Source organism: Massilia soli, assembly GCF_016809835.1.
GTDB classification, from domain to species: Bacteria; Pseudomonadota; Gammaproteobacteria; order Burkholderiales; family Burkholderiaceae_D; genus Telluria_A; species Telluria_A soli.
Map to the genome: position 1 here is coordinate 552,437 of NZ_JAFBIL020000002.1, position 21,107 is coordinate 573,543.

The window sequence follows — 21,107 nt, forward strand, 5'->3', positions numbered from 1 at the left end:
TCAGACGCCGGACTGGTTACCACGCGAGTACAACGGACGTCATTGCAGGTAGGGTCAGCGGTGAGCGCAGGTCCACGGTCGCGCCGGTCAGCACGTCCTTCGCCGTGAGCGCGTTCTTGATCATCCCGGCAAAGCGCTTGAGGTCCAGTTGGCTCGCGCCTGGATTTTTGTTCAGCACCACCATCACCGTCTGCTTGCCATCATGGCGGAAATACACGTAGGTATTTTCATGCGGCAGGTAGTGGGTCAATTTGCCGTGCTTTACTGCCGAACTCGTTTTACGCCAGTTGAACAGCTTGCGTACCAGGTTTTGCATGTCGCGCTGGCCGTCGGACAGGCCGGCGCCGCTGAATGCATTGACCTTGTCGCCGGCCCAGCCACCTGGCATGTCCGCACGCAGCACACCGTCGTCGCGCTGCTTGGGGCTGCCGATCATGATCTCGGTGCCGTAGAACATCTGCGGAATGCCGCGCGTTGTCGCCATGAGGATCAGGTTGGTCTTCATCAAGTCGACGTTGTTGTCGACCTGCGCCAGAATCCGAGGCCGATCGTGGTTGTCCGGGAACACCATGAGTTTCATCGGGTCGGCATACAGATAGTCCGCAGCGAGGATCTCGTAAATCTTGATCAATCCCTGGCCGCTCGATTCCGGCGCCGTCAGGGCCAACGGCGCCGTGTCCGACAGCGGGAAGTCCATCACAGTAGGCAATTCCGACTTGTAGCCGTCGCGATTGATGACACCTTTTTGCCAGTAGGCGACCATGTGCGGGCGCGCATCCATTTCCTCGCCGACGATGTTCATCTTTGGATATTCTTCGACGACGGCGCGGTTCCAGTCATTCAGGAATGCTGGATCCGAGTAGGAGTACGTGTCTTCCCGGATGCCGGACAAATTGGCGTACTCAATCCACCACAGCGTGTTCTGAATCAGGTACCTGGCTACCAGTTTATTGCGTTGATTCATGTCGGGCATCGTCTCGACGAACCAGCCGTCGAAGAAGCGCGCCTTCTCTTCAGGGGCGACATGGATGTCTTGGGCAACCGTATGCTGGTTATTCGTCGGCAGGAAGGTTTTTCCGTGGTTGATCCAGTCGGCTGCCGGCATGTCCTTCATCCACCAGTGTCCAGTGCCAATGTGGTTGAGAACGATGTCGTGGATCACGCCAATGCCCCGGGCGTTGGCCGCAGCGACATAGTTGCGGAAATCTTCATTGCTTCCGAAGCGGGGATCAATCTTGTAGTAATCAGTCAGCGAGTAGCCGTGGTACGAGTAGGTCGGTTGGTTATTTTCGAGCAGGGGAGTCGGCCAGATCATCGTAAAACCGAGGTCGCGCACGTAGTCAAGCTGCGCCTGCATTCCTGCCAGGTCGCCGCCGTGGCGCTTGGTCGGGTCCTTGCGGTCGCTGCCTTCCAGCATGCCGGCAACATCATTGGTGGCATCGCCGTTCGAGAAGCGGTCCGGCATCAGAAGATAGATCGCATCGCTCGAGTCAAAGCTGGTCCTTTGCGCCGATTGTGGACGGCGCGCTTCCAGCCGGTATGGCTGGCTAACCACGACTTGCTTGCCGCGCTTGAACTGCAGCTTTAGTTCGCCCGGTTTCGCGTCTTTGCTGATCTTCAGGTTGACGAACAGGTAGTTTGGATTGTCGGTGCGCTCCACACTGGCAACCCGCACGCCCGGATAGCTCAGCGCCGCCTCGAGTTCGCCGATTTTCTCGCCATGCACCATTACCTGCAGGTCGGGACGCTTCATGCCAACCCACCAGTTCATTGGTTCGACATGCTGGATTTGATAGGGCGATGCACTTGCCCACATCGCGGGAATCCAAGCTGAGATAGCGAGAACGATTTTGCGCACTGTGTCTCCGGATATTTTTGTTAATGTAGTAAAGTAACAGACAAAAATACCGGAAACAAGCCTCAAGTGCTTATTGATGTAGTTTTATTTCAATGCTATTCGGACTCAGTCATATTTGCACAACCGGCTGCCGAGGAATCAGTGAACACGGTCGTTCCCGCGGAGGCGGGAACCTATGCTTCATTTTGAGCGGCTGTCGGATGCGCAGTATGGGTTCCCGCTTTCGCGGGAACGACGGGAGGTGACTTAAGCGGGAACGACGGGCGGTGACTTATGCGGGCTCGCCGCTCATGTAGACAAGCTCCCAGGTGTGTCCGTCCAGGTCGTCGAAACTACGGGAATACATGAAGCCGTGGTCCTGCGGCGCGCGTGGCGACGTGCCGCCGGCGGCCAGTGCCTTTGCCACCATGCTGTCTACCTCGCCGCGGCTTTCGCACGACAGGCAGGTCAGCACTTCCGTTACCTCATTGGCCTTCGCGATCTGCTTGTCGGTGAAGGTCTTGAAGAACTCTTCCGTCAGCAGCATCGCGTAGATGCTGTTGTCGGAAATTACCATGCAGGCGCCTTGCTCGTTGGTGAACTGCGCATTGAACGTGTAGCCCAATGCGGAGAAGAATTCCTTGGACTTGTTCAGGTCTTTGACTGGCAGGTTGACGAAGATTTGCTTGTTCATGGTGTTCCCTCGTGTTGGTTGATTGGGTGCTTCTTCACTTTCGACGTTTCAGCTGCTGGAAAATCGACAGAGTTGCAGAGTTTTTTTGGCGGAGTGTATTATCTGCAAAAAACCTTGGAGCGAATATGAAGAAACTGATGATTTTGGGCGTCATTGCTCTGGCCGGATGCGGCAAAAGCGGTGACGCGCTCACCCCGCTTGACGCTGCCGCCCGTCAAACCTGCATGAATACCATCGAGTCGCGCGCGACAAATGCCAAGTCGGTTTCCTACATTAACAAGGACCCGGCCATCACCAAGGATCCCCAAGGGCAGTTGCAGGTGTCGATCGACTTCTCGGCGAAGAATGAGATTGGCATGGCCTCGAGAATGGTGGCGAAGTGCGTGGTCAGTGCCGATGGCAAGACCCTGGTGGATATTGCTGTCAGAGAGAACCGCTAGGCATCATCCGTCGTTCCCGCGAAAGCGGGAACCCATGCTGAATGCTCACCACGCTCCGTATAGGTTCCCGCTTCCGCGGGAACGACGAGGCTAGTAGCCGATCTGCGTCGTTGCGCGCGGGATCGTGTAAATCTGCTTCTGCCGCCCGTCAATGTAGCGGAAGCCTGTTTCATCGAAGTAGCCATCTTCCTCCAGCATCACACGTACCTTCTTGCCCCATTCCGGCACAGTCGATTCCGCGTTAAGCTCAATTGAATACGCGGTCTTGTAGTGCATCGGGAAATCACCGCTGCCGGCCACACCGCCCTGGGCGTCCCACATGCCAATCGTCGGGCCGGCCGCGTGGCCGTGCAGCCCAAGCGGGTGAGTGTAGATCGTCGCGCCGATGCCTTCGGTTTTCGCTTGCGCCAGCGATGCCGCCAAAATCTCGTTGCCGCTGCGTCCTTGCTTGAAGTGGCCGGTCAGAATGTCCTGCAGGCGGTTGCCGTTGGCGAAGGCTGTCTTTAGCGATGCCGGCACGTCTTTCTCGCCAGGCTTCAGAACATAGGCATGCTGTTGCACGTCGGTGTTCAGGCGCAGGTAGTTGATGCCGATGTCGACGTGCAGCAGGTCGCCAGGAACGATCACGTCGTTCTTCGGACGCGATGCGAAGTCCTTGGCTTCGCCAGAATCTTTTCGCTGGATCGATACCGTTGGGTGGAACCACGTGTCGTAGCCGCTGTCACGAATTTTCTGGCGGAACCACCATTCGACATCCGCAGTCGTTGTTATGCCCGGCGTAATCACCTGTTCGGAAAAGCCCGTGGCAATAATCTTGTGCGTCGCGCTGACCAGCTGCGGGTAAAGCTGCATCTCGCGTTCGGTGCGCGCTTCCAGCCACATGACGGCCAGTTTCTCGGCTGACACGACTTTGTTCTTGAAGCCGGCAGGCAGCGTACGCATGAACTCGGCATGGTCGGTCTGGTCCATGCCGTCAGCGTGGCCATACGACATCGACGTGTTGATGGCAATCTTGTTCGGATTGCGCGTCTTGATCACGTCAGCCAGCGCGTCCCACTGATCGGGGAAGCGCTTCATGTCCCACGCGCCTTTGATGGCCGTGCCGACGTCGTAGCGGGCCACGGCCAGCTTCTCGTATTTGGATGTTGTCGGGTTTTGGTAGAACACCAGGATGGTCCGGCGGCGGGCATTGAGCCATTCCGCCGGCAACATGGTCTTCAGGACCGGGTCTTCATTGTATTCGCGCGAGATCAGCACCCACATGTCGACGTTGTTCTTCTTCATCAACTCGGGCAGCAGAACATCCAGGCGTTCCGCCAGAATTTCGTTGACGACCCGCGCTTGCTCGCGAACCGGTATGGCCTGCGCGTGCGCGAAGCCTGCTGCGGTGAGAAGTGCGGCTAACAGAAGTTTTTTCATTGATATCCCGGCGCGGTGTTCAGTTCTGGTGGGTGAAGAATACGAAGATAAACGCGATGAGTCCCAGCACGATCAGGCCGATGATGAAGTAGCGCATGGTTGTCGCCAATGACTTCACCGCCTTGTTCGCGCCTTCGTTGAGCTTGCCTCGCTTGCTCGCCTTGTTCATGATCGTCCAGAACAAAAAGAACAGCGCGGCAAGCGTGATGACGTATTTCATATGGTCCTTAAACGCCGCAGTACGCGGTCTTCACCGTGGTGAAGAATTCCGCTGCATAAGTGCCTTGCTCACGTGAACCGTAGCTGGAGCCTTTGCTGCCGCCGAAGGGCACGTGGTAGTCGACCCCGGCGGTGGGCACGTTGACCATCACCATGCCGGCCTGGGCGTGGCGCTTGAAGTGGGTGGCGTGCTTCAGCGATTGCGTCACGATGCCGCTCGACAGGCCGAACTGCGTGTCGTTCGCCAGCGCCAGTGCGTGTTCGTAATTATCAGCCGGGATTACGCTCGCGACCGGGCCAAAGATTTCTTCGCGGCTGATGCGCATGTCGTTGCTGCAGTCGGTGAACAGGGCAGGGCGCAGGTAGAAGCCTGGCGTCGCGCCGTCGATACGTTCGCCGCCGAACGCCAGCGTCGCGCCTTCGTCGCGGCCGATGCGGATGTAGTCCAGGTCCTGGTCGAGCTGGCTCTGGTCGACGACCGGGCCGATGTCGGTGCCTGCCGCGAGCGCGTCGCCAATGGTCAGGCTGGCCAGCTTTTCTTTTACTGCGGCCACAAATGCGGGGTAAATATCTTTCTCGACAATCAGGCGGCTCGATGCGGTGCAGCGCTGGCCGGTGGAGAAGAACGAGCCTTGCACGGCGCAGTTGACGGCCGTCGCCAGGTCGGCGTCGTTGAGCACCACCAGCGGATTCTTGCCGCCCATTTCCAGCTGCATCTTGGCGAGGCGGCCAATCGCGGCCTGCGCGACCTTGGCGCCGGTGCCGACCGAGCCCGTAAAGCTGATCGCATTGACGCGGCGGTCATTCAGGAACGCCTGGCCGACAACGCTGCCGCGGCCCATCACCAGGTTGAATACGCCGTTCGGCAAGCCGGCGCGGCTGATGATCTCGGCCAGTGCCCAGGCGCTGCCGGGCACCAGTTCCGCCGGTTTCAGCAGTACGCAGTTGCCGTAGGCGAGGGCAGGGGCGATTTTCCACGCGGGAATTGCGATCGGGAAGTTCCATGGGGCGATGATGCCGACCACGCCCACCGGCTCGCGGGTGATCTCAATGTCAAGGTTAGGACGCACCGAGGGCAGCTTGTCGCCGCGCAGGCGCAGGCATTCCTGGGCGAAGAACTTGAAGATCGCGCCGGCGCGGGCCGCTTCGCCGATGCCTTCGATGCGGGTCTTGCCTTCTTCGCGCGATAGCAAAGTGCCGAGTTCTTCCTTGCGGGCGATGATTTCGGTGCCGATCTTGTCGAGCGCGTCGGCGCGCATCTGGATGTTCGACAGCGCCCAGCCGGGCGCAGCCGCCGACGCGGCGGCGATGGCCAGTTCGGCTTGCTGCGCGTCGGCTTGCGCGTAGTGCCCGATGACGTCGCCTGTGTTGGAGGGATTGATGTTGGCGGTGCTGCTTGCACCGTTCAGCCAGGCGCCGTCGATATAGTTCTGTTTCATTGTTGTCCTTGTTTCTTGGTGTCGATTTTCCAGCTCCAGGCCGCCATCGTCGTGCGCGCCTTGGCGCCGCCGAGGGCATATTGCTGCGGGGCTGCAGAGACATTCGCGATGACGGTGACGCTGTTGCCTTCCCGCTTGCGGCGGTAGGCAATGACCTTGTCGTTGTCGGTATCGATGAATTCGAGCGCGCCGCCGTACTGGCCGTTCCACAGCGCTTGGTTATCCTTCTTCAGCTTCAGCAGGTCGCGGTAGAAGCCTTCAAACTGGTAAGTTTTCCATGCAATCTGGTCTTTCTCGAAGAACGCCAGGCGCTTGTCGAGGCCCGATTCCTGGCCGCTGTAGATCAGTGGCATGCCCGGGAGGGTGGCAGCGAGCACGGCCATCGTCTTGAAAGCCGGGCCGTAGAGCTCGGTATCGCTGCCTTGCCAGGAGTTGAAGTCGTGGTTGTTGGTGAAGCGCATGCGGTAAGCGTGCGCCGGGAACACCTTGTCCGGGTGCGTGAACACGCGCTTGAGTTCGTCGGCGTCGGCCTTGCCCTTGGCGACCTGTTTCATCACGTCGGCCAGGTCCCAGCCGTAGGTCATGTCGAACGCTTGTTCGTGCAACTTGGGTTCGGCCCATTCAGCCAGCATGAACATCGGCTTGATCTTGTCGAGCTCGGCGCGGGCCTGGTTCCAGAACGGAATCGGCAGCAGGCCGGCGACGTCGCAGCGGAAGCCGTCGATGTCGGCTTCGCGCACCCAGAAGGCCATCGCATCGGTCATTGCTTTCCAGACTTCCGGCTTGCTGTAGTCGAGTGCGACCACGTCGGTCCAGTATTCGGGTTCGGCGCCTTCGAGGAAGGTGACCGGATAGATTTCACCCTTGTCGTTCTTTTTGTACCAGTCGTTGTGTTCGCTTACCCATGGGTTGTCCCAGGCGGTGTGGTTGGCGACCCAGTCGAGGATGACGCGCATGCCCAGGCCGTGCGCCTGTTTCACCAGGCGCTTCATGTCGTCCATGGTGCCGAATTCGGGATTGACGGCGGTATAGTCGCGTACCGCGTAGTAGCTGCCGAGCTTCCCTTTGCGGTTCTTTTCGCCGATTGGTTGTACAGGCATCAACCAAAGGATGTCGACGCCCATTTTTTTTAGCCGTGGAAGGTGCGCAGCGAACGCATTTATCGTGCCTTCTTCCGTATATTGGCGTATGTTAACTTCATAGATGTTGGCGTCGCGCGACCAGGCGGGATGCTGCACCGCGGCGGGAGCGGCGGATCCGGAGGTTTGCGCATGGACAGGAAGGACGCCGGCGCACAGCGCGATGATCAGGTAAGCGAATGGGCGCGCGGTGAATTTCATCTGTGGCCTTCTGTCAGCAAGAAAAGAAATAGTTGCGGTGAGAATAATACACGGTGGCGTGCGCCGCCGGTACGCCCAAGGGCGTAGCAAGAGATTTTACGGGGCCGTCCGAAGAGCTTGGTTTAAAGCAAGCTGCGCTTATGTGTGGTAACGGACGGAACGAGAGTGAAAATCAGAGGATAAAGAGTCATGTCGAAAGATTAACTCCGGATCAAAGTCATGAAAGCATCCTGCCTCGTTGTCGTTGCCCTTAGCGCTTGCGCCGGGATGGCGCATGCCCAACCACCTGTGTCGGTCTACGGCACGCTGGAAACAGATGGCGTGATCGATACCGTTTGCTCCGATTGCGTGCCACACAGTGATGGCCTTTCAGTGTTGAATCCGTACAGCTTCCGCTATCTCAGTTTGCTGGAAGTCGGCGAGGCCTTCGACGGCGTCGCCGAAGCGCCTTTCGCGCTCGGCGCCAAGCGCGCCGGCAAGCAGATTACCGGCAGCGTCCAGTATTACAGCAGGTCCGATGACGAGGTATCGCCCGCTTCCCGGCATGCCGTCATCGATTCGCGCGGCAGGGCTTTCGGCCATCGGGCCTGGGGCATGTCGCTCGGCCTGGAGCGCGGTGGCTTCACCCTGCGTCTCGCACATCAGAACAAGAACGTCGCCAAGGTCATTCCCAACATGCATTTGGGGAATAATCTGTCTGCGAAGAACAGTGTGATCGCCGCAAACATGAAGGTCGGCTTCGCCAAAGTGTATGCCGCCTACAGCGCCAGCCGCGGCTGGGGCAGCTCGCCACTGTGGAATCCAGACAATCCTTATGGTGCGACACTCAGCGCCACGCCGTCGACCGACAGCCGCGACAAGCTGGTCGGCATCGCAGTGCCGATGGGCAGAACCACTTTCCTCGCTTCGTTCATCCGCAAGAACGACCGTGACCTGGCCAATCACGATGCCGACCAGCTCGGCATCGGCGCCACGTACGCCATGTCACGGCGCACAGACTTCTACACCACCTGCTCGGTGACCAAGATCCGCAACATCGCGGGCCAGGCCATCGACAGCTCCGTTATGGCGGGCAGCAAGAACGCCGCCATCAACGTCGGCATGCGGCACGCTTTCTAATTGCCTTGTGCGCCGCCTCGCGGCAAGAAAGCGTAGCCTCTTCATACACACCCACTCACCATCGTTGGAGGCACTATGTCTGGCAATAGCACATTAGATCCTGATAATTTCCCGGACAGCCCGGACCGTGTCGTTGGACGCGGCCATGGAACCGGCGCACTTGGACCGAGCGATTCGTCCGATAGCGGCAGCGATATCTCCGGCGGTCCAGGCCTTGGCCTGGACCTTGAGCGTACCGAATCGCTTGACCTGGGCGGGGGCACCACGTCCGACCTGGACACCAGCAGCGCAGGCGGCTCTGCCGGCCCTGACGTTGGCGATGCCAACCTGGACAGCGACAGCGATTCCGGCGGTACCGGCGAGCGCGCCACAGCTGGCCGCGACAGCGTCGTGCGCGACGGCGCCGATATCGATGTCGACCATATCGAAACGATGCCGGGCGACGCGCTGGACGAAGAGGATATTGATTTCCTTGGTAGCTCGCCACCGGGCTAGAAACAAGGACGCCGCGGGGACGCGGACCGTCATTAACGCCATACGTAACAACGCCGGGCCGCGCATGATTGCGCGGCCCGGCGTTGTTACGTATGGCGCTTTAGCTCAAGTGCTTCTTGAAAAAGTCCATCGTGCGCTGCCAGGCCAGCTTGGCGGCGGCCTCGTCGTAGCGCGGCGTGGTGTCGTTATTGAAGCCGTGCTGGGTGCCCGGGTAGATGAAGTGCTGGTAGTTGACCTTGTTTTCCTTCAGCGCCGCTTCATACGCCGGCCAGCCCGCCAGGATACGCTCGTCCTTCTCGGCATCGTGAATCATCAGCGGCGCCTTGATTTTTTTGGCGTCCGCCGCTGGCGCTTGCTGGCCATAGAAAGGCACGGCCGCGTCAAGGTCGGGCAGCACCGTTGCAAGATAGTTGGCAATGCCACCGCCGTAGCAGAAGCCGACCACGCCAACCTTGCCGGTGGCGTTCGGCAGCTTTTCCAGCATCTTGGTCGCTTCCACCATGTCGGCCCGCGTTTTGGTCTGGTCGAGTTTGCCGAACAGTTCGCGCGCCTTGTCTTCGTCCCCGGGGTAGCCGCCCAGCGGGAACAGCGCGTCGGGCGCGAAGGCGATGTAGCCTTCCAGAGCGACGCGGCGGGCGATGTCTTCGATGTGCGGATTAAGGCCGCGGTTTTCATGCACCACCAGCACCGCCGGCAGCTTGCCTTTGGCATTGGCCGGCTGGACCAGGTAGCCACGCATTTCGCCGTAGCCGTTAGGCGACGGGTAGGTGACGTAGCTGGTCTTGATGCGGGAGTCGGTTGGCGCTACCTGCTGGGCAGCCCAGCTTGGCGACAGGGCGGTAAGCAGGCTCGCTGCAGTGACACCGCCGACCGCGTAACGGCTGGCCGAGGAAAGGAAGCTGCGGCGGTCAATCACGCCGTGTACATACTGGTCAAACAGCTTCAGTACTTCTGGGTCGAAATCGTTTGCGGTCTTGCGCGTCATTGCCGGTCTCCTTGTTATTAATCGAAATCTCGGTACTGCAGCATTGCTTGAGAAAGCGATAATAACGCGGTTTCAAAACGCCCGCGCACGGTAGGCGGGACAGCCTGAACCGGGTTTGTGTTCTACTGTGGCCGACGGGTCAGTGTGCCTTCGACAAGATCAGCAACCAGCGGCTGAACAGCAGGATCTCGACGTGGCCAGGCTCGACGCCGGTATCGCATTCGATGAACGGGTTGACTGCATAGAAGCGCTTGCGGAAGTCACGCGTGACCAGCATTTCACGGCGGCCGAAGCGCATCATGAACGGGGTTGGGGCGTATTCCATACCGAAGGTGCTATTCAATGTGGTCATGACAAGGTCCTTAAAGGTTTGCGTTGATCGAGTGGTTCCAGAATAGCACAACCACTGTATAAATCTACAGTTACTGTACGAATAAACAGGTATTTTCAAGATCTGTGGTTTTTTGACCAACAACACGATATCGATGGCTATATGAAAGAACTCTACCCCCGGGTCCACAAATTCGTCGCCGCCCGGCTCACGCCCGGCGAGGCGCTTGGCCTGCATTTCACGGTAGGCATCGCCATCATGCTGGTGGCCGTGTGGGTGTTCGGCAGCATCGCGGAAGAGGTCATCGAGGCCGAGGAGCTGGTCTTCATCGACGACTGGATCGCGCGCTGGTTCAACGCCCGCGCCACCCCGGCGTTCACCCGGGTGATGTTGGTGATTACGCATGCCCACAACACGGCGGGTATGCTGATCCTGGCTACCGTGCTCGGCATCTATTTCAGCATCCGCAGGGCGCAGTACTGGCTGCTGGCGCTGCTGGTGTCGGTGCCCGGCGGCATGCTGCTGAACGTGGCGCTGAAGCACATCTTCCAGCGCGCGCGCCCGAGCCTGGACAACCCGCTGCTGACACTGAGCACCTACAGTTTCCCGAGCGGGCACACGGTGGCCGCGACGCTGTTCTACGGGCTGCTCGCGGCTTACCTGGTGTGCCTTCCGGGCAAATGGAAGTACCGCTTCCTGATCATGCTTGGCGCCTGCGTGATGGTGGGCCTGGTCGGCCTGAGCCGCATGTACCTTGGCGTGCATTACCTGAGCGACGTGATGGCCGCCATCGCGGTGGGGTGCGGCTGGCTGGCCATTTGCATTACCGGCGTGTCGACCCTGCGCCGGCGCCGCGCGGCGCGCGCAACGCGCTGACCCTGCCTGCTGTGTGGCCGCTCGGGCCAAACTCCCTGTAATGTGGACACGTTGCGCAGGCGGAAATTCGCGAGGCGCGTCCTGAGGAGTTCACATGCGTACCCTGGTTCACTTGTCCGACCTGCACTTCGGCCGGGTCGATGAGGAATTGCTTGGCCCCCTCCATGACCTGGTGCACCGGATCGCGCCGCACGTTGTGGTGGTCTCGGGCGACTTGACCCAGCGTGCCAAGAGCGAGCAGTTCGAACAGGCCAAGGCCTGGCTCGACACCTTGCCGGGACCGCAAATTATTGTCCCGGGCAACCACGACATTTCCCTGTACAACGTGTTCCGCCGTTTCCTGCTGCCGCTTGACCGCTACAAGCGCTACATCACCGACGACCTGGAACCGGTCTACTTCGACGACGAAATCGCGGTGATGGGCGTGAATACCGCACGCTCGCTGACGATCAAGGACGGCAGCGTCAATAAGGAGCAGGTGGCGGCAATCCGCTCGCGCCTGTGCGACCTGGACCGGCACATCACGCGCATCGTGGTCACCCATCACCCGTTCGACCTGCCGGCGCATGCCGACAAGGACGCGCTGGTCGATCGCGCGCCGATGGCGATGAAGGCGTTTTCCGAGTGCGGCGTCGACTTGCTGCTGTCGGGCCACATGCACGCCAGCCATTCCGGCAGCACGGCCGAGCGCTATGACATGAGCGAATACGCGGCGCTGGTGGTGCAGGCCGGCACTGCCACTTCCACCCGCGGACGCGGCGAGGTGAACTCTTTCAACGTCGTGCGGGTCGAACATGACAAGGTGGAAGTCGACCGCTACGGCTGGGACATGCTGGGGAAGGTATTCTCGGTGATGAGCACCGAGAAGTTCATGCGGTCAGGAAATGTCTGGGCAGCCCATACTGACGGGCTCTACGCGGCCGGATTGTAAGCGCGCGCCAGCGGGCAGGGCGGGTACGCGCGGCGCGCACCCGCCGTTTTCAGACGATCAGATCCAGTACTCGGTCAAGCGCGCAGCAAATTCCTTCAACCGGTCTGCCCACGGGCGCTGGCGCCATTGTTCCAGCGTCACCTGCTTCGAATCGCGCAGGTCTTCATTGAACGCGCTCTCCATCTCCATGCCGAAGGCCGGGTCCAGGATCACCACGTTCAGTTCATAGTTGTGTAGAAAGCTGCGGCGGTCGATATTGGCCGAGCCCACCGTCGACCAGCTGCCGTCGATGACTGCCGCCTTGGCATGCAACACCGCGATCTGCAATTCATAAATCTTGACGCCATTCTTCAGCAGCTCGTCGTAGAACGCGCGGCCCGCATGGAACACCAGGCCATGGTCGGTTACCCCCGGCAGGATCAGCTTGACGTCGACGCCGCGCCGCGCCGCGGCGCTCAGTTCCTCGACAATCTGCGGGTCCGGTACAAAGTAGGCCGACGTAATGTGGATCGATTTCTTCGCTTCCTGGATCGCCACCACGTACGACTTGTAAATTTCCGAATCGCGGCCCGGCTCCGAGGCCAGCACGCGCACCACCTTGTCGCCGGCCGGCGCAAGCTTCGGGAAGTACTCGCGCGGCGGCAGTTCGCCGGCTTCCTGCTGGATCCATGCATTGATGAAGTGATACTGCAGCGACGCGACGGCCGGGCCTTCGATCTTGATGTGCGTATCGCGCCAGCCGACATCTTCGGCAGCCACTTTTTCCGGTGGACGGCGCGAGCGGAAGAACGAGCTGTTGGCGTAGGTGCTGCTGATGTTCAGCCCGCCCGTGAATGCGACGCGGCCGTCGACAATCATCACCTTGCGGTGGTCGCGGTTATTCAGTTCCCACTTGCCGAGCCGTTTGGCCGGGTTGACCGGATTGAACGCAATCAGGCTGATGCCGGCTGCGCGCATGCGGTCGAAGAATTCCTTCGGCGTGCCGATCGTGCCGACGCTGTCGTACAGCACATTGACGGTAACGCCTTGCTTCTGCTTTTCAATCAGGATGTCGGCGAACTGCAAGCCGATTTCATCCTGGTCGAAGATGTAGGTTTCGAGGTTGATCGTGTTCCTGGCGCCCTTGGCCGCTTCCATCATGGCGCGCATGGTTGCCGGGCCGTCGAACAGCAAGGTGACCTTGTTGCCGGCGATGAGAGGCACGCCGGTGGCGGCTTCTTCCAGCACCGCCAGCTCCTTCAAATCGGGCGCGGCGGTCGCCCAGCGCCGTTTCAGCAGTGCTGCCGCCTGCTTTCCCTGCAGCCTGCCTTTGGGGGTGGCGACTGTCGGGTTGGCCTTGGCAACCGGCGTCTGGTTGAATTCGGATGAATCGGGCAGCGAGGCACATGCCGCCATGCTTCCGCCAAGTACCAGTGCTGCCAACGATGTGGCCAGCCAGCGCGCGACGTTCATTTTGTTCCCCTTGCTTGTATGCCAGATTCGTCTGGCCCACGATCTTTTGGCCCGATAAAAAACTGGATCGGCGCGGCCACGAAGCGCCGACCCAGACTGCTGAGTAATTGAATGCCCTGGTCGAAATGGATTTCACGGGCGCGCAGCGCGACCCACAATGCCAGTCCGAAGCTGACGACAAGATTGACGGTGCCGATGGCAAAGAAGCCGGCCACGGACAGCGCCACCAGGCGCCACGTCACGTTGTAGTCGAGCGCCACCATTGCTGTAGAGAAGTTGGCGGCGGAGAAGGTGACATGGCGGATATCCAGCGGCAGGCCGAGCAGGTAGCCGACGGTGGGCATCGTGCCGAGCAAAATTCCGAAGAAGAAGTTCCCCATCAAACCGCCCAGGTTGTTCTCGATATAGGCGGCAAAGCGCCCCAGGCGTTCACGCCCCAGCCGGCGTCCGAGCCAGCGCAGCTGCGACACGCGCTGCGCCATCCGGGTGTACAGCGCCTTGTTGTCGTAGTAGCCGGAAATCAGGCCGGCAACAAACAGGCACACGCCGGCGATCGCCGCGTAGAACAAGGCCAGGCTGTTGAGCGGATCGATGTCGTGCAGCAGGCCCAGCGCCTTTTGGGTCGACACCAGGTGCTGCCCTGTCATGTACTGCCAGCCTGAAGAAATGGCCCATGCGGTTGGAATCACGGTGGCCAGGTTGCCGAGCACCGCCACGGTCTGGGTGCGGAACACCTTGTTGACCAGCTCGGCCATGCTGTCGATGTCGAGGTTGCGTCCGTCCTTGGCCGACAGCTCGCTGGCGATCCGCGAGGCCGTCATCGCGGGCTGCTTGGTAGCAATCGTAAAGTGCAGCACGTGGATCAGCACGAAGCCGACCGAATAATTCAGGCTGACCAGGAAGGCCTCGACCAGCGGCGCGGCGCGCAGGTAGCCGAACAGAATCTTGAACAGGGCCATGACGCCGACGATCAGGCCGGCGCCGGCCGAGGACACGAACATGCTGCCAAGCTGGCGGCGCGTGTCGGCAACGTAGTGCTCGCCGGTACGGCTGGCGTTTTCGGTCACGTTGCGCGCCAACAGGTCGATATTGTCGGCGACCAGGTCGCGCACCGCGTACTTGTTGTTGTGCGCCTCGACCAGTTCGCGCGCCAGCGACATGGCGGCGGCGCGATGCTGGCCGGGAGGCGCAACGCCGGCCAGGACGGCGTCGCTGGCGATCATCTCCAGGTCGCGGGTCGGCGCGGCGGGCACTTCGCCGCTGACGTCCACCAGGAACAGCAGCTTGCGCAGGCGGTCGATGCTCTGGCTCAGCGCCACCAGCAAATAGGTCAGGGCGACGCTGGTGCCGTGGTTCATCGCATTGCGGCGGATCTTGGCCACCACGGCGTCGCACTGGTCCAGCATCACCAGCAGGTGCCGCGCGTCATCGAGATCGCCCTCGGCGCCGTCCAGCAGGCGGGCATAGCCGTCGAGATAGTCGTTGACCTCGATGTTTTGCATCAAAAACGGCGAGTCGAAATCTTCAATCTCGGCATGGCTGCGAAGCAGGCGCGGCTCCAGCCCCAGCGCGCAGACGCGGCAGGAGAGGGTGCGGATCGCTTCAAGCATGCCCAGCGCCGTGGTCCGCTTGACGTGGGCAGGCGGCGCACCGGCGGCAGGCGCGGCGTCATGCACCAGGTCGTACAGCTGCAGCCAGTACACCGCCGGCACCGCTTTCACCCACAGGTAGTCGGTCTCGCAGTACAGCACCTGGTCGATGGCGTCGGCCAGGTAGGTGTCGCCCAGCGCGGGCGGCAGGAAACGGTAGGCGAAGCGCGTTTTCAGCTCGGTGAAGAAGCCGTCCGTCGACAGGATGCCGATGTCGGTGTACAGGCTGGCGTGGCGGCGGCTGTCGAGCAGGCGCGCCATATAGCTGTGCAGTGCGGAGGCGCGGTTGGGATTGGCTTTTAACAGTTGACAGAGCAAGCGCAGGCGCGCGGTCGCGTAGTCGGCATCGCGTGACTGGCGCGGGCGCAACTGATCCACCAGCTCGACGAGAACGTCGATGCGGCCATCATGGGGATCGATGCGCTCAAGGGTGGACAGCATGGCTTGCGAGACGTTTGGTACGAAAGGCACAGTGTACTTCTGTTATTCCGGGAACTTTGTACGGTACCGAACAAACTCAGCCATAGTTGGGCATTCAGCGGGCGCTGTGACAGTTCGGGTACACTTTACGCGCCGCCACCACAGCGGCGCGCAGTTGGCACATTACCGGGGATGATGAATATGTACCTGACTTATTTTAAAGGGCAATGGGCAGAAGGCAATACGCCCTTGTTTGGGGCGATGGATCACAGTGTCTGGCTGGGCTCATCGGTGTTTGACGGCGCGCGCGCGGTGCGCGGCCACATGCCCGACCTGCGCCTGCACCTGAAGCGGGTGGTCCAGTCGGCCGAGCAGCTGGGCCTGGCCTGCCCATACAGCGTCGATGAGATGGAAGCGCTGGTGCGCGAAGGCGTCGCCAAGTTTCCGCCCGATGCCGAGCTGTACATACGCCCGCTGGTGTATGCGGCCGATGGATTCCTGATCCCCGACGCCGACAAGAGCGGCTTCGCGCTGACCCTGTTCGATGCGCCGATGCCGGCATTTACCGGATTCTCGGCCTGCCTGTCGACGCTGAAGCGTCCCGATGCGAGCATGGCGCCGACCGATGCCAAGGCGTCGGCGCTGTACGCCAACACCACCCGTGCCTTGCGCGAAGCAAAGGCGCGCGGCTTCGATAACGCCATCGTGGTCGACAGCAAGGGCAACGTTGCCGAGTTCGCCTCGTCCAACTTGTTCCTGGTGACGGGTGCCGGCGAAGTCGTCACGCCGATACCGAACGGAACCTTCCTCGCGGGAATCACACGCGCGCGCGTGATCGCCTTGCTGGAAGAGGCGGGCGTGAAGGTCGTTGGACGCACGGTCGGCACGGCCGAGCTGGATACGGCGGTGGAAATCTTCAGCACCGGCAATTACGGCAAGGTGACGCCGTGCGTGCGCTACGAAGGGCGCACGCTGGACGTGGGGCCGATCGCGACCCTGGCGCGGGATCGCTACCTGGCGTTCATGCTGCAGGAATAGGGCAGCCGCCGGCCGGCCTGGCTACTTCGCCGTCGGCTTGATGCTGCCGCAGTCGGAGGTCAGCCAGCGGCCGGTCATGTTCATGTGCATTACTTCCGGGGTGCCGGTGGCCGTCGTCGTGACCTTCATCTTCATCGTGTAATCGGTGTCGGTATTGAACGTGACCTGGCCGTCGCCGCTGGCTTCCGGCTTGCTGCAGGCGAACGAGACCTTCATGGTCTTGCCCACGACGGCCGAGCGCTTCTGCGTGCAGTGGCCGACCTCCTGCATCGGCAACTGGTTGGCCGCCGCCATGTCTGGCGTAATGCACATCTTGATCTGCAACGCCCCGTCCTTGCCCTGGGTCGGCATCTGCATGCCGTTTTTGGCCATCATGCCCTCAAGCTGCTTGCGCTGGTCGGGCGGCAGGTTGGCCAGGTGCTGGTGCACCATGCTCACCGCTTCGTCCATCTGCCTATTGTCGCTTTGCATCTTGTTATTGACTTCCCACAAACCTGGCTTGATGTTTTGCGCAGAAGATGGCACGGCGATCAAAAGGGTTGACGTGAAAACGGCAAGTGCGATCGGTCGGACTGGCATGGCGACTCCTGAATGGTTGAATCGGTCCAGCATAGCGGAAAACGCGCAAACGCCACCACGCGCTCGCGCGATGTATGCACATAAAAGAGGTTTGCCAGCCCATCCGCGTATGGCATACTTTTCTCTCGTCACTTACTCTTACCGATAGGAAGTACCACGTGAAATTACTCACCGCTTTCATGCTCAGCGCCGGCATCCTGACGCCCGCTTTCGTTTCCGCCGCAGGCGCGCCAGCCGCCCCGGCCGCAGTGAAGTCCGCGCGCCTTGCGGCGCCGGTCAAGGTGACGAGCGTGGAAGGCATCACCGAATATCGACTGGGCAACGGCATGCGCGTGCTGCTGTTTCCTGACAATAGCAAGCCAACCCTGACCACCAACATCGTCTACATGGTTGGATCGCGCCACGAAAATTACGGCGAGACCGGCATGGCGCACTTGCTGGAACACTTGCTGTTCAAGCCGACCGCCAACTTCGGCATCAAGAAGGGCACCAAGACCCCGGTCGAAGTGCTGAACTCGACCGGCGCCGAATTCAACGGCACCACCTGGTACGACCGCACCAACTACTACTCGACCTTCCCGGCCAACGAGGAAAACCTCGCCACCATGCTGGCGCTCGAGGCCGACCGCATGGTCAACGCGCCGATCGACCAGAACGACCTGTGGAACCCGAAGACCCAGAAGGGCGAGATGACGGTCGTGCGCAACGAGTTCGAGATGGGCGAGAGCGATCCGATCGGCGTCACGACCGAGCGCCTGCAGGCGGTCGCCTTCGACTGGCACAACTACGGCAAGTCGACGATCGGCGCGCGCTCGGACATCGAGCAAGTCAACATTCCGCGCCTGCGCGCGTTCTACAAGAACTACTACCAGCCGGACAACGCGGTGCTGATGGTGGCGGGCCGCTTCGATGAAGCCAAGGTGCTCAAGCAGGTCAACGACCGGTTCGGCCGCATTCCCAAGCCGGCGCGCGTGCTGCAGCCGACCTACACGGCCGAGCCGACCCAGGACGGCGAGCGTTCCGTCACGGTGCGCCGCAACGGCGGCACCCAGTTCGTCGGCGCCGGCTACCACGTGGCGCCGTCCGGCCATGCCGACGAGGCGGCGTTGTCGCTGCTGGCGCGCATCCTGGTCGACGCGCCGGGCGGCCGCCTGCACAAGGCGCTGGTCGAGACCAAGCTTGCCACCCGGGTCCAGGTCGATGCCGTCAACAACCTCGAGCCGAGCTACCGCATCTTCGGCGCCGTGGTGCCGAAGGACGTCAAGCTCGACGCCACCCAGGACGCGATGCTGAAGGTGCTGGAAGACCTGAAATCGCAGCCGATCACCGAAGCGGAAGTGGAGCGCGCGCGTATCGCCATCAACAAGCAGATCGAACTTGCCACCAACGACACCGCCCAGCTGGCGATCGCGCTGACCGAATCGATGGCGGCCGGCGACTGGCGCCTGTTCTTCCTCGAGCGCGACCGGGTCGAAAAGACCGACGCTGCCGCCGTGCAGGCGGCGGCGCTGAAATACCTGAAGCCGACCAACCGCACGCTCGGCCGCTTCATCCCGACCGACACGGTCGACCGCACCGAGGTGCCGGGCACGCCGGACATCGCCGCCCTGGTCAATGGCTACAAAGGCCGCGCGGTGGTGGCCCAGGGCGAAGCATTCGATCCGAGCCCGGCCAATATCGAAGCGCGCACCGAACGCTTCACCTTGCCGAACGGCCTGAAGGGCGCCTTGCTGCCGAAGAAGACCAAGGGCGGCATGGTCAGCGCCAACCTGGTGCTGCGCACCGGCAGCGCCGACAGCCTCAAGGGCAAGGCCGATGCCGGTTCATTTGCCGCAGGGCTGCTGATGCGTGGCACTGAACGCCTGTCGCGCCAGGAAATCAAGGATGCCTTCGACAAGCTCAAGGCACAAGTGTCGGTCGGCGGCGGCGCCGAAGGCGTCAGCGCATCGGTCACCACCACGCGCGAGAACCTGGCGCCGGCGCTGGCGCTGCTGGCCGAGGTGCTGCGCAAGCCGGCCTTTGCCGACAGCGAGTTCGCCGAACTGCAGCGCGAGCGCGTCGGCCGCATCGAGCAAGACATGCCGGAGCCGCAACCGCTGGCCTTCAACGCCTTCCAGCGCTTGCTCGACGCCACGCCGGAAGGCCACGTCAAGCACGTCGACACCTTGCCGCAGAAACTGGCCAACGTGCGCGCGCTGAACGTCGCCGACGTCAAGGCATTCCATGCCGCGTTCTACGGCGCGGGCGACGCGACCTTTGCCGCGGTGGGCGACTTCGATCCGCAGCAGGTCAAGGCGCAGCTGGCGAGCTTGTTCGGCGACTGGAAAGCGGCCCAGCCTTACCAGCGGATTCCAAGCACCATCAAGAACGCCGCGGGCGAGAAGATCGCGCTGGAAACACCGGACAAGGCCAACAGCGTGCTGATCGCCGTGCATCCGCTGGCGCTGAAGGATGACGCGCAAGCCTTCCCGGCGCTGCTGATGGCCAACCACATGCTCGGCGGCGGCGCGCTGCGCAGCCGCCTGGCGGACCGGATCCGCCAGAAGGAAGGCCTGTCGTACGGGGTCGGCTCGCAGCTCAACATCCCGGCGCGCGACCCGGCTGGCCTGTGGCTGGCGTACGCGATCAGCGCACCGCAAAACACCGCCAAGGTCGAAGCGGCGCTGCGCGAAGAGATCGACCTGGCGATCAAGGATGGCTTCACCGAGGCCGAACTGGCCGAAGCGAAAAAGGGCTGGAAGCAGGGCGAGGAAGTGTACCGCACCGAAGACGGCCCGCTGGCAGGGCGCCTGGCCAGCTACCTGACGCTGGACCGCACGATGGCCTTCGACAAGGACCTCGACGCCAAGGTGGCTGCGCTGACGGTGGCGCAAGTCAACGACGCGCTGCGCAATAACGTCAAGCCTGGCGCGGTGTCGATCGTCAGCGCCGGCGATTTCTCGAAGGCAGGCAAGCCAGCCGACGCCAAGAAGTAAGCGCCATCGTCGTTCCCGCGAAAGCGGGAACCCATCCTGACAACGCGCTGTCCTGTGCTGCTCCGATGGTATGGGCTCCCGCCTGCGCGGGAACGACGTTGTTGATCGAGGCAATAAAAAAGGACGCCGCGCCCCGCGAAACATCGCGGTGGCGGGGCGTCCCCGGCAGCCAGTCCCGCGAACGGGAGGCCGTTATTTAGCCGCGTTCCGCGACGTAGATCTCGACACGGCGGTTGCGTGCACGGCCGTTTGCGTCATCGTTGGACGCGATTGGCTCACGCTCGCCGCGGCCTTCGATGGTGATGCGGTTCGGCGATACGCCGCGCTGCGCCAGGTAGCTGCGGGTGCTCGCTGCGCGGTTGACCGACAGCGGCTGGTTGATCGATTCGCCGCCGACACTGTCGGTGTGGCCGATGATGGTCACGGTCGCGCCAGGGTTTTCGTTCAGCGTCTGGGCGAAGCGCTCCAGTACCGGGCGGAAGTTCGACTTGATGTCGTAACGGCCGGTGTCGAACGACACGTCGGCCGGGATTTCCAGCTTCAAGCGGTTGTCCGAGGTCTGGGTAACCTGAACGCCGGTTCCCTGGGTTGCCTGTTCCATCGCCTGCTTCTGCTTTTCCATGCGGTTCGACCAGATGTTGCCGATCAGCGCGCCAGCTGCGCCGCCGATGACAGCGCCTTTGGCTGCGCGGCTGCCGCCGCCGCCGCCGGTGGTGCCGCCAAGGATGGCGCCGAGGCCCGCACCGACGCCGGCGCCGGTTGCGGTGCCGCGCTGGGTGGCGGACATGTCAGCACAACCCGATGCGACCAGGGCGAAGACAGTAGCTGCGATGATGGACTTGTTCATAATTTTTTTCATGGGGTGCTCC

19 protein-coding genes are annotated in these 21,107 nt (G+C 61.7%); 7 read left to right on the top strand and 12 right to left on the bottom strand.

Going from position 1 to position 21,107, the window contains the following annotated elements; translation table 11 throughout:
* Positions 1–16: 16 nt before the first annotated feature.
* Together I4X03_RS06970 and I4X03_RS06975 are read right to left on the bottom strand one after the other, a co-directional pair.
* Positions 17–1,924: a glycoside hydrolase family 13 protein gene (locus tag I4X03_RS06970; RefSeq protein ID WP_223467450.1), complete on the bottom strand. Its 1,908-nt coding sequence runs from the start codon at positions 1,922–1,924 to the stop codon at positions 17–19.
* Between the two features lie 205 nt (positions 1,925–2,129).
* Positions 2,130–2,531 (bottom strand): VOC family protein, encoded by a 402-nt coding sequence (locus I4X03_RS06975; RefSeq protein WP_223467452.1) that lies wholly within the window; start codon positions 2,529–2,531, stop codon positions 2,130–2,132.
* Between the two features lie 125 nt (positions 2,532–2,656).
* On the opposite strand from I4X03_RS06975, the gene I4X03_RS06980 reads away from it, so the two are divergent.
* A complete protein-coding gene (locus I4X03_RS06980) occupies positions 2,657–2,971 on the top strand; it encodes a hypothetical protein (RefSeq protein ID WP_223467455.1) in 315 nt (104 codons plus the stop codon).
* Between the two features lie 90 nt (positions 2,972–3,061).
* On the opposite strand, the gene I4X03_RS06985 is transcribed toward I4X03_RS06980, so the two are convergent.
* The 4 genes from I4X03_RS06985 to I4X03_RS07000 are packed head-to-tail and all read right to left on the bottom strand — an operon-like array spanning position 3,062 to position 7,388.
* The gene (locus tag I4X03_RS06985) at positions 3,062–4,390 is read right to left on the bottom strand and encodes a M24 family metallopeptidase (protein WP_223467457.1); all 1,329 of its coding nucleotides are present in this window, start codon (positions 4,388–4,390) and stop codon (positions 3,062–3,064) included.
* 19 nt (positions 4,391–4,409) lie between these two features.
* Positions 4,410–4,610 carry a hypothetical protein gene (locus I4X03_RS06990; protein WP_223467459.1) on the bottom strand — a complete coding sequence of 67 codons (201 nt, stop codon included), beginning with the start codon at positions 4,608–4,610 and terminating at the stop codon, positions 4,410–4,412.
* Positions 4,611–4,617: 7 nt separating this feature from the next.
* A complete protein-coding gene (locus I4X03_RS06995) occupies positions 4,618–6,048 on the bottom strand; it encodes an aldehyde dehydrogenase family protein (RefSeq protein WP_223467462.1) in 1,431 nt (476 codons plus the stop codon).
* The gene (locus I4X03_RS07000) at positions 6,045–7,388 is read right to left on the bottom strand and encodes an alpha-amylase family glycosyl hydrolase (RefSeq protein WP_223467464.1); all 1,344 of its coding nucleotides are present in this window, start codon (positions 7,386–7,388) and stop codon (positions 6,045–6,047) included. The genes I4X03_RS06995 and I4X03_RS07000 overlap by 4 nt, the downstream gene beginning before the upstream one ends.
* Before the next feature lie 267 nt (positions 7,389–7,655).
* On the opposite strand from I4X03_RS07000, the gene I4X03_RS07005 reads away from it, so the two are divergent.
* Together I4X03_RS07005 and I4X03_RS07010 are read left to right on the top strand one after the other, a co-directional pair.
* Positions 7,656–8,507 carry a porin gene (locus tag I4X03_RS07005; protein ID WP_223467467.1) on the top strand — a complete coding sequence of 284 codons (852 nt, stop codon included), beginning with the start codon at positions 7,656–7,658 and terminating at the stop codon, positions 8,505–8,507.
* A 75-nt stretch (positions 8,508–8,582) separates the two neighbouring features.
* Positions 8,583–9,002, top strand: coding sequence for a hypothetical protein (locus I4X03_RS07010; RefSeq protein WP_223467470.1), 420 nt, complete (start codon positions 8,583–8,585; stop codon positions 9,000–9,002).
* Between the two features lie 100 nt (positions 9,003–9,102).
* Here I4X03_RS07010 and I4X03_RS07015 read toward each other — a convergent pair whose 3' ends face one another.
* Both I4X03_RS07015 and I4X03_RS07020 read right to left on the bottom strand, forming a co-directional pair.
* A complete protein-coding gene (locus I4X03_RS07015) occupies positions 9,103–9,987 on the bottom strand; it encodes a dienelactone hydrolase family protein (RefSeq protein ID WP_223467472.1) in 885 nt (294 codons plus the stop codon).
* Between the two features lie 139 nt (positions 9,988–10,126).
* Complete coding sequence (locus I4X03_RS07020; protein ID WP_131422779.1) at positions 10,127–10,339, bottom strand: hypothetical protein; 213 nt, start codon at positions 10,337–10,339, stop codon at positions 10,127–10,129.
* Positions 10,340–10,480: 141 nt separating this feature from the next.
* Here I4X03_RS07020 and I4X03_RS07025 point away from each other — a divergent pair, with 141 nt between their 5' ends.
* Both I4X03_RS07025 and I4X03_RS07030 read left to right on the top strand, forming a co-directional pair.
* Positions 10,481–11,194, top strand: coding sequence for a phosphatase PAP2 family protein (locus I4X03_RS07025; protein ID WP_223467474.1), 714 nt, complete (start codon positions 10,481–10,483; stop codon positions 11,192–11,194).
* Between the two features lie 94 nt (positions 11,195–11,288).
* Positions 11,289–12,125, top strand: a complete 837-nt coding sequence (locus I4X03_RS07030) for a metallophosphoesterase family protein (protein ID WP_223467476.1) — start codon at positions 11,289–11,291, stop codon at positions 12,123–12,125.
* Between the two features lie 57 nt (positions 12,126–12,182).
* On the opposite strand, the gene cls is transcribed toward I4X03_RS07030, so the two are convergent.
* Complete coding sequence (gene cls, locus I4X03_RS07035; RefSeq protein WP_223467479.1) at positions 12,183–13,577, bottom strand: cardiolipin synthase; 1,395 nt, start codon at positions 13,575–13,577, stop codon at positions 12,183–12,185.
* Positions 13,574–15,667 (bottom strand): site-specific recombinase, encoded by a 2,094-nt coding sequence (locus I4X03_RS07040; RefSeq protein WP_223467589.1) that lies wholly within the window; start codon positions 15,665–15,667, stop codon positions 13,574–13,576. The genes cls and I4X03_RS07040 overlap by 4 nt, the downstream gene beginning before the upstream one ends.
* A 180-nt stretch (positions 15,668–15,847) precedes the next feature.
* Between I4X03_RS07040 and I4X03_RS07045 the strand changes: the two genes are divergently transcribed.
* Positions 15,848–16,684: a branched-chain amino acid aminotransferase gene (locus I4X03_RS07045; RefSeq protein WP_223467481.1), complete on the top strand. Its 837-nt coding sequence runs from the start codon at positions 15,848–15,850 to the stop codon at positions 16,682–16,684.
* 21 nt (positions 16,685–16,705) lie between these two features.
* Here I4X03_RS07045 and I4X03_RS07050 read toward each other — a convergent pair whose 3' ends face one another.
* The gene (locus tag I4X03_RS07050) at positions 16,706–17,296 is read right to left on the bottom strand and encodes a DUF3617 domain-containing protein (RefSeq protein ID WP_307735342.1); all 591 of its coding nucleotides are present in this window, start codon (positions 17,294–17,296) and stop codon (positions 16,706–16,708) included.
* A 125-nt stretch (positions 17,297–17,421) separates the two neighbouring features.
* Between I4X03_RS07050 and I4X03_RS07055 the strand changes: the two genes are divergently transcribed.
* Complete coding sequence (locus tag I4X03_RS07055; RefSeq protein ID WP_223467485.1) at positions 17,422–20,238, top strand: M16 family metallopeptidase; 2,817 nt, start codon at positions 17,422–17,424, stop codon at positions 20,236–20,238.
* 196 nt (positions 20,239–20,434) lie between these two features.
* On the opposite strand, the gene I4X03_RS07060 is transcribed toward I4X03_RS07055, so the two are convergent.
* A complete protein-coding gene (locus tag I4X03_RS07060) occupies positions 20,435–21,085 on the bottom strand; it encodes a YiaD family glycine zipper/OmpA-like lipoprotein (protein ID WP_370660493.1) in 651 nt (216 codons plus the stop codon).
* Positions 21,086–21,107: the final 22 nt, after the last annotated feature.

Coding starts and splice junctions, on each gene's coding strand:
- I4X03_RS06975 (WP_223467452.1), bottom strand. CDS start 2,531: ATGAACAAGCAAATCTTCGTCAACCTGCCAGTCAAAGACCTGAACAAG.
- I4X03_RS06980 (WP_223467455.1), top strand. CDS start 2,657: ATGAAGAAACTGATGATTTTGGGCGTCATTGCTCTGGCCGGATGCGGC.
- I4X03_RS06985 (WP_223467457.1), bottom strand. CDS start 4,390: ATGAAAAAACTTCTGTTAGCCGCACTTCTCACCGCAGCAGGCTTCGCG.
- I4X03_RS06990 (WP_223467459.1), bottom strand. CDS start 4,610: ATGAAATACGTCATCACGCTTGCCGCGCTGTTCTTTTTGTTCTGGACG.
- I4X03_RS06995 (WP_223467462.1), bottom strand. CDS start 6,048: ATGAAACAGAACTATATCGACGGCGCCTGGCTGAACGGTGCAAGCAGC.
- I4X03_RS07000 (WP_223467464.1), bottom strand. CDS start 7,388: ATGAAATTCACCGCGCGCCCATTCGCTTACCTGATCATCGCGCTGTGC.
- I4X03_RS07005 (WP_223467467.1), top strand. CDS start 7,656: ATGGCGCATGCCCAACCACCTGTGTCGGTCTACGGCACGCTGGAAACA.
- I4X03_RS07010 (WP_223467470.1), top strand. CDS start 8,583: ATGTCTGGCAATAGCACATTAGATCCTGATAATTTCCCGGACAGCCCG.
- I4X03_RS07015 (WP_223467472.1), bottom strand. CDS start 9,987: ATGACGCGCAAGACCGCAAACGATTTCGACCCAGAAGTACTGAAGCTG.
- I4X03_RS07020 (WP_131422779.1), bottom strand. CDS start 10,339: ATGACCACATTGAATAGCACCTTCGGTATGGAATACGCCCCAACCCCG.
- I4X03_RS07025 (WP_223467474.1), top strand. CDS start 10,481: ATGAAAGAACTCTACCCCCGGGTCCACAAATTCGTCGCCGCCCGGCTC.
- I4X03_RS07030 (WP_223467476.1), top strand. CDS start 11,289: ATGCGTACCCTGGTTCACTTGTCCGACCTGCACTTCGGCCGGGTCGAT.
- cls (WP_223467479.1), bottom strand. CDS start 13,577: ATGAACGTCGCGCGCTGGCTGGCCACATCGTTGGCAGCACTGGTACTT.
- I4X03_RS07040 (WP_223467589.1), bottom strand. CDS start 15,667: ATGCTGTCCACCCTTGAGCGCATCGATCCCCATGATGGCCGCATCGAC.
- I4X03_RS07045 (WP_223467481.1), top strand. CDS start 15,848: ATGTACCTGACTTATTTTAAAGGGCAATGGGCAGAAGGCAATACGCCC.
- I4X03_RS07050 (WP_307735342.1), bottom strand. CDS start 17,296: ATGCTGGACCGATTCAACCATTCAGGAGTCGCCATGCCAGTCCGACCG.
- I4X03_RS07060 (WP_370660493.1), bottom strand. CDS start 21,085: ATGAACAAGTCCATCATCGCAGCTACTGTCTTCGCCCTGGTCGCATCG.